7 protein-coding genes, 2 tRNA genes and 2 rRNA genes are annotated in these 13886 nt (G+C 51.2%); 2 read left to right on the top strand and 9 right to left on the bottom strand.

Annotated features, from left to right (window positions below; all coding sequences use genetic code 11):
• Positions 1 to 79: 79 nt before the first annotated feature.
• The 4 genes from RHM61_RS11950 to RHM61_RS11935 form a co-directional block, all read right to left on the bottom strand.
• Positions 80 to 2955: ribosomal RNA gene (locus RHM61_RS11950) — 23S ribosomal RNA — on the bottom strand.
• 411 nt (positions 2956 to 3366) lie between these two features.
• Positions 3367 to 3443 (bottom strand) — tRNA-Ile (locus tag RHM61_RS11945).
• A gap of 22 nt (positions 3444 to 3465) precedes the next feature.
• Positions 3466 to 3541: transfer RNA gene (locus RHM61_RS11940), tRNA-Ala, on the bottom strand.
• A gap of 210 nt (positions 3542 to 3751) precedes the next feature.
• A 16S ribosomal RNA gene (locus tag RHM61_RS11935) occupies positions 3752 to 5295 on the bottom strand.
• The 16S and 23S rRNA genes sit together here with 2 tRNA genes alongside, the layout of an rRNA operon.
• A gap of 546 nt (positions 5296 to 5841) precedes the next feature.
• Between RHM61_RS11935 and RHM61_RS11930 the strand changes: the two genes are divergently transcribed.
• Complete coding sequence (locus RHM61_RS11930) at positions 5842 to 7446, top strand: NAD(P)/FAD-dependent oxidoreductase (RefSeq protein WP_322247534.1); 1605 nt, start codon at positions 5842 to 5844, stop codon at positions 7444 to 7446.
• Positions 7447 to 7521: 75 nt separating this feature from the next.
• Here RHM61_RS11930 and RHM61_RS11925 read toward each other — a convergent pair whose 3' ends face one another.
• Positions 7522 to 8349, bottom strand: coding sequence for an HDOD domain-containing protein (locus tag RHM61_RS11925; protein ID WP_322247533.1), 828 nt, complete (start codon positions 8347 to 8349; stop codon positions 7522 to 7524).
• A 98-nt stretch (positions 8350 to 8447) separates the two neighbouring features.
• On the opposite strand from RHM61_RS11925, the gene RHM61_RS11920 reads away from it, so the two are divergent.
• The gene (locus RHM61_RS11920) at positions 8448 to 8747 is read left to right on the top strand and encodes a hypothetical protein (protein ID WP_322247532.1); all 300 of its coding nucleotides are present in this window, start codon (positions 8448 to 8450) and stop codon (positions 8745 to 8747) included.
• A 100-nt stretch (positions 8748 to 8847) separates the two neighbouring features.
• Here RHM61_RS11920 and ntrC read toward each other — a convergent pair whose 3' ends face one another.
• From ntrC to glnA, 4 genes are all read right to left on the bottom strand, one after another.
• Positions 8848 to 10329, bottom strand: coding sequence for a nitrogen regulation protein NR(I) (ntrC, locus tag RHM61_RS11915; protein ID WP_322247531.1), 1482 nt, complete (start codon positions 10327 to 10329; stop codon positions 8848 to 8850).
• Positions 10330 to 10405: 76 nt separating this feature from the next.
• On the bottom strand, positions 10406 to 11485 hold the full coding sequence (glnL, locus tag RHM61_RS11910; RefSeq protein ID WP_322247530.1) for a nitrogen regulation protein NR(II): 1080 nt from the start codon (positions 11483 to 11485) through the stop codon (positions 10406 to 10408).
• Positions 11486 to 11606: 121 nt separating this feature from the next.
• Entirely contained in the window at positions 11607 to 12086 is a 480-nt protein-coding gene (locus RHM61_RS11905) for a DUF4124 domain-containing protein (RefSeq protein WP_322247529.1), read from the bottom strand.
• Positions 12087 to 12229: 143 nt separating this feature from the next.
• On the bottom strand, positions 12230 to 13645 hold the full coding sequence (glnA, locus tag RHM61_RS11900; protein WP_322247528.1) for a type I glutamate--ammonia ligase: 1416 nt from the start codon (positions 13643 to 13645) through the stop codon (positions 12230 to 12232).
• Positions 13646 to 13886 lie beyond the last annotated feature (241 nt).

Below are 13886 nucleotides of genomic sequence, written 5' to 3'. Positions count from 1 at the left end.
TTTTTGGTTATGATTTGTACCGAACATTTTCGGCAAACACTTCATTAACTCACTCGTAGCCTATACCTGCTAAGGTTATAGGGACAAGCCTTACGGGCAATTAGTACTGGTTAGCTTAATGCATTACTGCACTTCCACACCCAGCCTATCAACGTCCTGGTCTCGAACGACCCTTTAAAGAGATCTAGTCTCTGGGAAGTCTCATCTTAAGGCGAGTTTCCCGCTTAGATGCTTTCAGCGGTTATCTCTTCCGAACATAGCTACTCGGCAATGCCACTGGCGTGACAACCGATACACCAGAGGTTCGTCCACTCCGGTCCTCTCGTACTAGGAGCAGCCCCCTTCAAACTTCCAACGCCCACGGCAGATAGGGACCAAACTGTCTCACGACGTTTTAAACCCAGCTCACGTACCACTTTAAATGGCGAACAGCCATACCCTTGGGACCGGCTACAGCCCCAGGATGTGATGAGCCGACATCGAGGTGCCAAACTCCCCCGTCGATATGAACTCTTGGGAGGAATCAGCCTGTTATCCCCAGAGTACCTTTTATCCGTTGAGCGATGGCCCTTCCATACAGAACCACCGGATCACTATGTCCTACTTTCGTACCTGCTCGACTTGTCAGTCTCGCAGTTAAGCACGCTTATGCCATTGCACTATCATCACGATGTCCGACCGTAATTAGCGTACCTTCGAACTCCTCCGTTACACTTTGGGAGGAGACCGCCCCAGTCAAACTGCCTACCATGCACTGTCCCCGACCCGGATAACGGGCCAAGGTTAGAACCTCAAATAAACCAGGGTGGTATTTCAAGGATGGCTCCACGCAAACTGGCGTCCACGCTTCTAAGCCTCCCACCTATCCTACACAGATCGATTCAAAGTCCAATGCAAAGCTACAGTAAAGGTTCATGGGGTCTTTCCGTCTAGCCGCGGGTAGATTGCATCATCACAAACATTTCAACTTCGCTGAGTCTCGGGAGGAGACAGTGTGGCCATCGTTACGCCATTCGTGCAGGTCGGAACTTACCCGACAAGGAATTTCGCTACCTTAGGACCGTTATAGTTACGGCCGCCGTTTACTGGGACTTCAATCAAGAGCTTGCACCCCATCATTTAATCTTCCAGCACCGGGCAGGCGTCACACCCTATACGTCCACTTTCGTGTTTGCAGAGTGCTGTGTTTTTATTAAACAGTCGCAGCCACCAGTTTATTGCAACCCCTTCACCCTTCTGCCGCAGGGCAGTCAAGCTACAAGGGCGTACCTTATCCCGAAGTTACGGTACCAATTTGCCGAGTTCCTTCTCCCGAGTTCTCTCAAGCGCCTTAGAATACTCATCTCGCCCACCTGTGTCGGTTTGCGGTACGGTCTCGTATGACTGAAGCTTAGAGGCTTTTCTTGGAACCACTTCCGATTGCTTCATGCACTAGTGCACTCGTCCCAACCCCTTGAATTCCGCGCCCGGATTTGCCTAAGCGCCTTCTTTGAGCCAGAAACCGACTATTCCAACAGTCGGACAACCTTCCGCGATCCGTCCCCCCATCGCATCATACGACGGTGCAGGAATATTAACCTGCTTCCCATCAGCTACGCATCTCTGCCTCGCCTTAGGGGCCGACTCACCCTGCTCCGATGAACGTTGAACAGGAAACCTTGGGCTTACGGCGTGGAGGCTTTTCACCCCCATTATCGCTACTCATGTCAGCATTCGCACTTCTGATACCTCCAGCATCCTTTACAAGACACCTTCGCAGGCTTACAGAACGCTCTCCTACCATATCCATAAATGGATATCCGCAGCTTCGGTGTATAGCTTAGCCCCGTTACATCTTCCGCGCAGGACGACTCGATCAGTGAGCTATTACGCTTTCTTTAAAGGGTGGCTGCTTCTAAGCCAACCTCCTGACTGTTTTAGCCTTCCCACTTCGTTTTCCACTTAGCTATACTTTGGGACCTTAGCTGGCGGTCTGGGTTGTTTCCCTCTTGACACCGGACGTTAGCACCCGATGTCTGTCTCCCTTGCTCGCACTCGTCGGTATTCGGAGTTTGCAATGGGTTGGTAAGTCGCGATGACCCCCTAGCCATAACAGTGCTCTACCCCCGACGGTGATACAAGAGGCACTACCTAAATAGTTTTCGGAGAGAACCAGCTATTTCCAAGTTTGTTTAGCCTTTCACCCCTACCCACAGCTCATCCCCTAATTTTTCAACATTAGTGGGTTCGGTCCTCCAGTGCGTGTTACCGCACCTTCAACCTGGCCATGAGTAGATCACTTGGTTTCGGGTCTACACCCAGCGACTGATTCGCCCTATTCGGACTCGATTTCTCTACGGCTTCCCTATGCGGTTAACCTTGCCACTGAATGTAAGTCGCTGACCCATTATACAAAAGGTACGCAGTCACGGAACAAGTCCGCTCCTACTGTTTGTATGCACACGGTTTCAGGATCTATTTCACTCCCCTCCCGGGGTTCTTTTCGCCTTTCCCTCACGGTACTGGTTCACTATCGGTCGATATCGAGTATTTAGCCTTGGAGGATGGTCCCCCCATGTTCAGACAGGATTTCACGTGTCCCGCCCTACTTGTCGCAAGCTTAGTTCCACATTGATGATTTCGACTACGGGACTATCACCCTCTTTGGTCGCACTTTCCATTGCGTTTGTCTATCAAAAATGCTAAATCTTGCAGGCTCTTCCCATTTCGCTCGCCACTACTTTGGGAATCTCGGTTGATTTCTTTTCCTGTAGCTACTTAGATGTTTCAGTTCGCCACGTTCGCTTTGCATACCTATGTATTCAGTATGCAATGACCTTACGGCCGGGTTTCCCCATTCGGAAATCTGCGGATCAAAGTGTGTTTGCTCACTCCCCGCAGCTTATCGCAAGCTACTACGTCCTTCATCGCCTGATATCGCCAAGGCATCCACCATGTGCACTTAGTCACTTGTCCCTATAACTTTAGCTTCTGGCGTCTCGTTTCATTGCTGAAACCAGGTTCATCGCCAGAAAGCGGTTATAGTTCTTTACTACTTATGAGTATTACTTTAGCGTTTGCCGTATCTCAAGAATTTATTTTTTTCTAAAACTGCCTTTCGGCTGCTTTTGATCAAACTCTTTTTAATACATTGTTTGTTTCGATACAATCATAACCCTTCCATAAATTATCCAGCATGACTGTCGTCATACCGAACGACAACATCTTCCGATGTTATCCTTTACAGAAATAATTTGATTATTTCTACTTTACTTCTTCTAAATTGTTAAAGAACGAGATACTACTTATTACTCTGACTTTCGCTTTGAAAGATCAAACCTAAATCTCTGCGTCTTACTCATTCGCTGACTTAGGTTTGCTATTTCTTGGTGGGTCTGGTTGGGCTCGAACCAACGACCCCCGCGTTATCAACACGGTGCTCTAACCAACTGAGCTACAGACCCGCTTATCTGCATTGACTAATACTGGTGGAGGATGACGGGATCGAACCGACGACCCCCTGCTTGCAAAGCAGGTGCTCTCCCAGCTGAGCTAATCCCCCTCTTATACCTCATTAAGCTACTGCGCACTTCAATCTTCAATCTCCGATGCTCGTCGTACCGAAGTACGACTGCGCTTCTGGATTGAACCTTGAAGCGCTCGCGACGCTTACTGAGGAATAACTGGCTTCCCTGGTATCACTACCAAGCTTTTCTCGTTATTTAATTTAACAGTCAATAAAAGTGAACACTCAACTACGGCGCTACTCTAGAAAGGAGGTGATCCAGCCGCACCTTCCGATACGGCTACCTTGTTACGACTTCACCCCAGTCACGAACCCTGCCGTGGTAATCGCCCTCCTTACGGTTAAGCTAACTACTTCTGGCAGAACCCGCTCCCATGGTGTGACGGGCGGTGTGTACAAGACCCGGGAACGTATTCACCGCGACATGCTGATCCGCGATTACTAGCGATTCCAACTTCATGCAGTCGAGTTGCAGACTACAATCCGGACTACGATACACTTTCTGGGATTAGCTCCCCCTCGCGGGTTGGCGGCCCTCTGTATGTACCATTGTATGACGTGTGAAGCCCTACCCATAAGGGCCATGAGGACTTGACGTCATCCCCACCTTCCTCCGGTTTGTCACCGGCAGTCTCATTAGAGTGCTCACCTTAAATGTAGCAACTAATGACAAGGGTTGCGCTCGTTGCGGGACTTAACCCAACATCTCACGACACGAGCTGACGACAGCCATGCAGCACCTGTGTTACGATTCTCTTGCGAGCACACCTAAATCTCTTCAGGCTTTCGTACATGTCAAGGGTAGGTAAGGTTTTTCGCGTTGCATCGAATTAATCCACATCATCCACCGCTTGTGCGGGTCCCCGTCAATTCCTTTGAGTTTTAATCTTGCGACCGTACTCCCCAGGCGGTCTACTTCACGCGTTAGCTGCGTTACCAAGTCAATTAAGACCCGACAACTAGTAGACATCGTTTAGGGCGTGGACTACCAGGGTATCTAATCCTGTTTGCTCCCCACGCTTTCGTGCATGAGCGTCAGTGTTATCCCAGGGGGCTGCCTTCGCCATCGGTATTCCTCCACATATCTACGCATTTCACTGCTACACGTGGAATTCTACCCCCCTCTGACACACTCTAGCCATACAGTCTCAAATGCAGTTCCCAGGTTGAGCCCGGGGATTTCACATCTGACTTATATAACCGCCTGCGCACGCTTTACGCCCAGTAATTCCGATTAACGCTTGCACCCTACGTATTACCGCGGCTGCTGGCACGTAGTTAGCCGGTGCTTATTCTTCAGGTACCGTCATTAGCACGCTGTATTAGAGCATGCCGTTTCTTCCCTGACAAAAGAGCTTTACAACCCGAAGGCCTTCTTCACTCACGCGGCATTGCTGGATCAGGCTTGCGCCCATTGTCCAAAATTCCCCACTGCTGCCTCCCGTAGGAGTCTGGACCGTGTCTCAGTTCCAGTGTGGCTGGTCGTCCTCTCAGACCAGCTACTGATCGTCGCCTTGGTAGGCTTTTACCCTACCAACTAGCTAATCAGATATCGGCCACTCCATGAGCATGAGGTCTTGCGATCCCCCACTTTCCACCTTAGTGCGTATGCGGTATTAGCGTAACTTTCGCTACGTTATCCCCCACTCTAGGGTATGTTCCGATATATTACTCACCCGTTCGCCACTCGCCGCCAGGCCGGGTTACCCCATTCCGCGCTGCCGTTCGACTTGCATGTGTAAGGCATGCCGCCAGCGTTCAATCTGAGCCAGGATCAAACTCTTCAGTTTAATCTCTGTTTTTGTGTTCATTTCTGAACTCTGTCGTTGCCGACAGATCGCTCACTCAAAATACTGACAGTTCCGTCACTCATTGCTGAGCGACTTTCCTATTATTTATTTCTTGTGAAGCATTTGATATTTTTTAAGCATGCCGACTAAATAAATTTAGTCGGTGCGCTTTCATCAAGTGCTCACATTTATTGACTGTTAATTGTTAAAGAACCGTATTCTTTTCCGCTTCCTCTTGCGAGGTTTGCTACGAAGCGTTGTGTTCGTTAGCAGCAGAGAAACGAGATTATGCAGTACTTACCGGCTGCTGTCAATACCCTGTTTTACTTGACGCCGTTTTATTCAAACATTGCCGGGGTAAGACGCTTGCCTTGTTGCTATCTCGCTGCACTCGTCAGCGGGAGTCGGACTATAGCAAGCGCAGGCGGGCAGCGCAAGGGGGTGATGTAAATAATTTATCCTCGGCCTATCGTGGGAGTGCGTGCTTAACGGGTAAAATACGCTATTTACGCAGCAAGCAGCGGCTTTTCGGATAGACCTATATATATGTTACGCATTACTGATTTACAGTTACCACTTAATCACTCTGAGTCGGCGATTCAAGACGCCATCCTTTCACAGTTGTCGATGGACGCACAGGAGCTGGTGAGCTTTTCTGTTTTTCGCCGCAGCTATGATGCGCGCAAGAAAACCGCAATCGTGATGATTTATACCGTCGATTTAAGTACGACCGATGATGAAAAATTCCTGACCCGCTTCAAAGACAGAGCCAATCTGACGGTGACGCCCGATACCAGCTATCACTTTGTCGCCCACGCCGATAGCCGCGCCTTCGAACGTCCGGTGGTGGTCGGCTTCGGACCTTGCGGTCTGTTCGCTGCCCTGCTGCTGGCAGAAATGGGCTATTGCCCTATCGTGCTTGAGCGCGGTAAGAATGTACGGGAGCGGACTAAGGATACCTGGGGCCTGTGGCGTAATCGCGCCCTCAAGCCGGAATCGAATGTGCAATTCGGTGAAGGTGGTGCCGGCACTTTTTCCGACGGTAAGTTATACAGCCAAATTAAAGATCCCAAGCATTACGGCCGCAAGGTATTGACTGAGTTTGTGAAGGCTGGCGCGCCGGAAGAAATTCTGTATGTCAATAAACCACATATCGGCACTTTCCGTCTGGTTAAAATGATCGAACAGATGCGCCATCAGATCGAAGCCTTGGGTGGTGAAATTCGCTTTGAACAAAAAGTAAATGACATCGATATTCGCCATGGACAGGTACACGGTTTGCATGTCAATGAGGGCGAGTACATCGCCAGCCGCCATGTCGTGCTGGCGATCGGCCACAGTGCACGCGATACCTTCGAAATGCTGCATGCGCGTGGCGTGTATATAGAAGCGAAGCCATTTTCGGTGGGCTTTCGCATCGAGCACCCGCAATCGGTGATTGATCAGGCGCGTTTCGGCCCCAATGCCGGCAATGCTTTACTTGGTGCGGCAGACTATAAGCTGGTACATCATGCCAGCAATGGTCGTTCGGTTTACAGTTTTTGTATGTGCCCGGGCGGTACGGTGGTGGCGGCAGCCTCGGAGCCCGGTCGCCTGGTCACGAATGGCATGAGTCAGTATTCGCGCAATGAGCGCAATGCAAACAGTGCGATTGTGGTCGGTATCACGCCCGAGGATTATCCTGGCCATCCGCTGGCTGGTATCGCGTTTCAACGTGCGCTGGAAGAACGCGCGTATGCGATGGGCGGTGAAAATTACAATGCGCCGGGACAGTTGATTGGCGACTTCCTCAAAGGGCGCACATCGACCGAGCTCGGCGCGGTGACTCCTTCGTATCAGCCGGGCGTGACGCTGGTCGACTTGGCGGCGGCCTTGCCCGATTTTGCGATTGCCGCGATTCGCGAAGCCATCGTGGCTTTCGATAGAAAAATCAAAGGCTTTTCGATGAACGATGGGATGTTGACTGGCGTGGAAACGCGCACGTCTTCACCGATACGTATCAAACGCAAGGACGATGACCTGCAAAGCCTCAATACCAAAGGCCTCTACCCTGCCGGCGAAGGCGCCGGGTATGCCGGTGGGATTTTGTCAGCCGGCGTGGATGGCATTCGGGTGGCCGAAGCGGTGGCGCTCGATCTGGCGCGCGCGTAAGACTGCGCCGTCGTTGGCGCAGCAGGTTTAAAAAAAGCCGCGATGCAGATCGCGGCTTTTTTTGCGCCGGCAGTCTCAGTTAAGCAAGTCTTCCAAACCGGCGCTGAGTTCACTCAAGGGAGGCATCTGTTCCAGCATCAATTCAGGTTTGATACCTATTTTTTGCGCGACTTCGGTCGGAAAGGTTGCGGCGCATTCTTCCGGGGTGTAAGCACTTTCTTCGGCACGGGCACGCCAAGCTGCCAAATGGACGATGGCAGCGGGAATATCCAGACTGGCATGCTGCAAAGGTTCGGCGCAGGCTTCGATGGCAACCGAAAACGCTTCCGGAAAACGCCAGCGCTTGGCCAGCTCGGCACCGACATCGTAGAAATCGTATCCGAAGGAAGTTTTTTCCACATCACTGCGGCGGGCATCGAGCGGCCCGGCGATTTTATCTATCTGCAGCATCTGCTCCGGCATTCCGGCATGCATGACGAGTTGGCCAATCGCATGCATCAGACCAACGGTAAAGGCAAAATCTGAATTGCCGCGCACTTGTTTGGCCAGCCATTTGGAGACGACCGCAGTGTATAAGCTGTAACGCCAGAACCGTTTCAAATCGACCCCGGGCATGGATTTAAAACCACCAGTTAAACCGCTGCTGATGACCAGCGTGCGTACGGTCATAAAACCGAGCATGAGCACCGCATCATCGACCGTGCCGATACTGCGTGAAGCGTGATAATAGGAGGAGTTTGCCAGTCGCAGCAGTTTGGCGCTCAAGACTAAATCGGCCGAGAGCTTACGTGCGACTTCGTCAATCGAGACGCTGTCATTATTAAAGCTATCAATGACTTCTTGAACCACTTTGGGTATCGATGGCAAAGCATTTTGCTGCTGAAACAAAGTATCTATCTTCATGGGAAGCATCTCCGATAGGAAGGGGACAGCAAAAATGGATATGATAGAAGCACATCCGGCGCCAAGCTGCTCCGGAATCACAGGCATACCTGCTGTTAATGATGATACTCTGTTACGACTACGCGCCAGCTTTTTTCTGCAAAAAATCGTTAAAATTTGATTTATACGCAACTGTGCGGAGCGCAAGCTCCGCACAGTTGGCTGGTTCAACAACTAAATGGATCGTCGCAAAAGCCTGGCAGACGCTATTTACACCTAAAACACCGCATACCGCGTCTTTCCCGCATGCTTTTGGCGGGAACCCAGTGTCGTTTTTAACACTGAAAACATCATCATTTCTGGCATTTTCAGTTAAGCACGAACGCCGCTGGGTTCCTGCCAAAAGCGCGCAGGAATGACGTGGCCACCAGTTGGGGTAATGATACCGACTCAATACCCTTTTGCGACAGCCTCTGAAGGCCGGGGTTTCAAGCCCTAGTCAGATTTTTGATGATACGTTCAATCGTCTTTGACGCCGTCTATACCCAGCTCTTGAATTTTTCTCGTGATGGTATTGCGCCCGATTCCCAGACGGATCGCCGCATCATTTTTACGGCCATGCGTGAATTTCAGCGCCGCCTTGATCACGACAGCTTCGAAACTGCGCTCCAGTTGGACAATGACATCGGCTTGTCCATCAACCAACATGGCACTGGCGGTTTCTTCTAAGAGCGCGAGCCAGTTAGCGGCAGCTGGCAGCTTGCTTTGCACGGCTTGGGCTGGTGCCAGCACCTGCTCAGGCGCGCCAACGCTGCTTCTGATTTCGGCGTAAGCGTTGCCGGACACGGCCACCGGCAGCAAGTCGGGCGGTAAATCGAGAATTTCGACGGTTTGACCGGGTGCCATGACGGTAATCCAGTTACACAGGTTTTCGAGCTGCCTGACATTGCCGGGAAAATCCAGCCCGGCCAAAAACTGCAGGGCCGATTCCGACAGGCGCTTGGCATCGACACCGAGTTGCTTGGCACTTTGCGCCAGGAAAAATTTCGCCAGTAAAGGAATATCTTCGCGCCGCTCACGCAAGCTGGGCAAACGCAGGCGAATGACATTGAGACGGTGATACAAATCTTCGCGGAACAAGCCTTCGCGCACACGCGATTCGAGGTTTTGGTGGGTGGCCGCGATGACACGGACATTGGCTTTCATCGGCTGGTGACCGCCGACGCGGTAGAAGTGTCCGTCCGACAGCACGCGCAGTAAGCGGGTTTGTAAGTCAAACGGCATATCGCCGATTTCATCGAGAAACAGAGTACCGCCTTCGGCTTGCTCAAAGCGGCCACGTCGGGTGGTCTGGGCACCGGTAAAGGCACCACGCTCGTGACCGAACAGTTCGGATTCGAGCAAGTCTTTCGGAATCGCCGCGGTATTCAGCGCGATGAACGGTTGTGCCGTGCGCGGACTGTGCTTATGCAGGGCACGGGCAACCAATTCTTTACCACTGCCGGATTCGCCGGTGATGAGTACGGTGACATTCGATTGCGACAAGCGGCCGATGGCGCGAAACACATCCTGCATCGCCGGGGCCTGACCGAGTATTTCGGGGGTTTCGGAAATGGTTTGCTCGACACTCGATTCGCGCAAGCTTTCATCGAGCGCACGCCGTATCAGTTCGACCGCTTTATCGAGATCAAAGGGTTTGGCCAAGTATTCGAAGGCACCGCCCTGAAATGCAGCAACTGCCGAATCGAGATCGGAAAATGCGGTCATGATGATGACCGGCAGGCCAGGATGCTTGGCTTTGACGGTCTGTAGCAATTCCAAACCGGAAGCACCATGCATGCGTATATCGGAAACCAAGACTTGCGGCGTATCGGTTTGCAAGGCATTCATGGCGTCGCGTGCATTGGTAAAGCTTTTGGTGACGAGGTTTTCACGCGCCAAGGCTTTTTCAATTACCCAGCGTATTGAATCATCGTCGTCGACTATCCAGATTGGTTTCATAGTGTCTTATCTTCTGTTTTTACATCATTCATTCAATGACGGCGCTTGTGGCACCCTCCACTTTCCCACGCTTCTTTTAAGGCAGCGGGATCAGGATTCTGAAATCGGTCAAGCCGGGCCGGCTTTCGCATTCGATCACACCCATATGCTGGTCAACAAAGGTCTGCGCCAAAGTGAGGCCCAGTCCACTGCCACCATCGCGCCCCGAAACTAAAGGATAAAAAATGCGGTTGCGAATCTCAGGCGGAATTCCAGGTCCGTTATCAATGATATGCAAGTCTAATGCCAGCCTGTAACGCACCTTGGCCAGCGTGATCTGGCGCAGCACGCGCGTCTTGAAGGTGAGCGTGGCGTCGCCGTCGCGGATACGCTCAGCCAAGGCTTGCGCCGCATTGTGGGCGATATTGAGTACGGATTGGATCAATTGCTCTTTATCGCCGCGAAATTCCGGAATCGATAAGTCGTAATCGCGTTCGATTCTCAGGCCCTGCGGGAATTCTGCCACGATCAAGCTGCGCACCCGCTCGCATACTTCATGGATATTGACATCACCAACGATGTGCGGGCGCCGGTGCGGTGCCAACAAACGGTCGACCAAGGTTTGCAGGCGATCGGCTTCTTTGATGATGACTTGGGTATATTCGCGTAACTCTTTGAGCTGCCGCTCAGGCAATTCCATTTCCAACAATTGCGCCGCACCGCGTATGCCACCGAGTGGGTTTTTGATTTCATGCGCGAGATTACGGATCAATTCTTTATTGGCCTTGCTTTGATCGAGCATGCGTTCTTCACGATCAAGCTTCAATTGCTGTACATTTTCGCGTAACTCTATGAGTACTGGCACTTCTTCGCTGTCGAGCGCGGTGACGATGCTGTGCACGTGTAAGGCATCGCGACCGGGACGCTCGAGCGTCAGATCTTGGCGTTTATCGGCAAATTGGTGTTCACGAGCTTGCTGAAACACTTGCAAGAACTCTTCACAATTGGGGAATAAGTCAGTCAATTTTTGTTGGCTCAGGGCTTTGAGCGAGCTGTCGAGCAAGCTTTCGGCAGCGGCGTTGGCAAAGACTATTCCGCCTTCGGCATTGAGCACGAGGACGGCGGAGGTCAGCAGGTCGAGACCACTGAAGGAGGAATCAAGATTTTTCAATGTCATCACAAAAAAAAAGGAACCGCCTATGAAAAAAGGCCGCATACAGCGACCTTACGCAAACATCATGCCCACTAACAGCGCATGGCTATGCGCGCGGGACTGGTATTTCCTTACTACCTCAGTACTATTTTAAATTATTCAATTCACGCTGCAGCGCTTCGACGTTCTTTTCGGTGCGACTGACATTATCTTTCATCATAATGGTGCGTTCTTGGTATTTGGCGAAGTTACGTTCACTGCCGAGACGCTCGGGTTCGCCATTGTTGTAGTCTTTTTTGAGCCCTGTCAGCTTGAGCTGTTCAGCTTTAAGCTCGTCTTGCAGTATCTGTTTACGGTCTGAGTCGCGGGCTTTTTGCGTGCCTTCATCCACTTTAGGGAAGTCAGCCGGGCTGGAAGCCGATTTGGCCTGACTCTTTTTAATTGGCGGCGGTGCCGGCACGACGGTAATGCCAGGCAGATCGATACGACGACAGCCTTTAGTGGTACCGGTGTTTTTATATTCTTTCTTACCCGTATCGTCTACGCACAGAAACACTTCGGTCTGCGCATGTGCGATGCCTTCCATGGTGAGCAAAACAATAATGCCGGTCAATAATCGCTTCATATTCAATCAATAGTCAGAAACAGACTGCTAGTGTATGTCAAGCGGCGTCCGCACACAATTCAAGCTTACCAGCGGTAACAATTGCCGGGGTGTGTAGACGTAAAAAAAGCGGGGTTGCCCCCGCTTTTTTTAATTTCCTACTCTTACAGAGAGTAGTACATGTCGAATTCAACCGGATGGGTTGTCATGCGCATGCGTTGTACGTCTTGCATTTTCAATTCGATGTAAGCATCGATCATGCTGTCGCTGAAAACACCACCACGCGTCAAGAATTCGCGGTCATTGTTGAGCGATTCGAGCGCTTCTTCGAGGGAAGAACACACGGTCGGGATCAAGGCGTCTTCTTCTGGTGGCAAATGGTAAAGATCTTTCGTGGCAGCTTCGCCTGGATGGATCTTGTTTTGAACACCGTCAAGACCCGCCATCATCAGTGCGGAGAAGCACAGGTATGGGTTAGCCAGTGGATCTGGGAAGCGCGCTTCGACGCGACGACCTTTAGGGTTGGCAACGTAAGGAATACGGATGGAAGCCGAACGGTTACGTGCCGAGTAAGCCAATTTAACCGGTGCTTCATAGCCTGGAACCAAACGTTTGTACGAGTTGGTACCTGGATTGGTGATCGCATTGAGTGCTTTGGCATGCTTGATGATGCCGCCGATGTAATACAGTGCGAAGTCGGACAGACCGGCATAGCCGTCGCCAGCGAACAGATTTTTACCGTCTTTCCAGATCGATTGATGCACATGCATACCCGAACCGTTGTCGCCAACGATAGGCTTAGGCATGAACGTCGCTGTTTTACCATAGGTGTGAGCGACATTCCAGACTACATATTTCAGATTTTGTGTCCAGTCGGCGCGTTCTACCAGGGTCGAAAATTTAGTACCGATTTCATTTTGACCGGCACCAGCGACTTCATGGTGATGCACTTCGACAGGGATGCCGAGCGATTCGAGGATCAGGCACATTTCCGAACGCATGTCTTGGAAGCTGTCGACTGGTGGAACTGGGAAGTAACCGCCTTTGACCACCGGACGATGACCGGTGTTGCCGCCTTCGATTTTTTCGCCACTGCTCCACGATGCTTCATTGGAATCAATCTTGACGAAACAGCCAGACATATCGACTTTCCAACGGACGCCGTCGAAAATGAAGAATTCTGGTTCTGGACCGAAGTAAGCAGTGTCACCGATACCGGAGGATTTCAAATACGCTTCAGCGCGTTTGGCGATGGAACGTGGATCACGGTCGTAACCTTTGCCATCGGATGGCTCGATCACGTCACATTGCATGAACAATGTGGTTTCTTCCATGAATGGATCGATGTTGGCGGTATTCGGATCCGGCATCAACAACATATCGGAAGCTTCAATGCCTTTCCAGCCAGCGATGGAGGAACCGTCGAATGCGTGACCGGATTCGAATTTATCCATATCGAACTGAGAAACTGGAACAGTTACGTGCTGTTCTTTGCCTCGTGTATCAGCAAAGCGAAAATCAACGAATTTTACTTCGTTGTCTTTCGCCATTTTCAAGACTTCTGCGGCTGTCATTGCCATGTGAAACTCCTCAAGTAGCGCTAAAAATAAATTCGGAAATAAGTCATACCAAGGTAGGCGCAATAAACTACGCACCTGATAGGAAAAAAAGCCGAGCCCGGCCTCTGGCATCACGGTACCGCAAGCGCGCAGGAGAAAACCTGCGCTGCAGCACCGGCATGGATCTGAGGGCTGAACTCAATTAAGGATGATAGCAGAAACTATGCCACCTTCCGGTCTGCGCATAAACAAATACAGTTTT

This window comes from Undibacterium sp. CCC3.4 (assembly GCF_034347425.1).
Classification (GTDB): domain Bacteria; phylum Pseudomonadota; class Gammaproteobacteria; order Burkholderiales; family Burkholderiaceae_D; genus Undibacterium.
The sequence above is the reverse complement of the archived record's forward strand: the minus strand, read 5'-3'. Positions and strand labels throughout refer to the sequence as shown.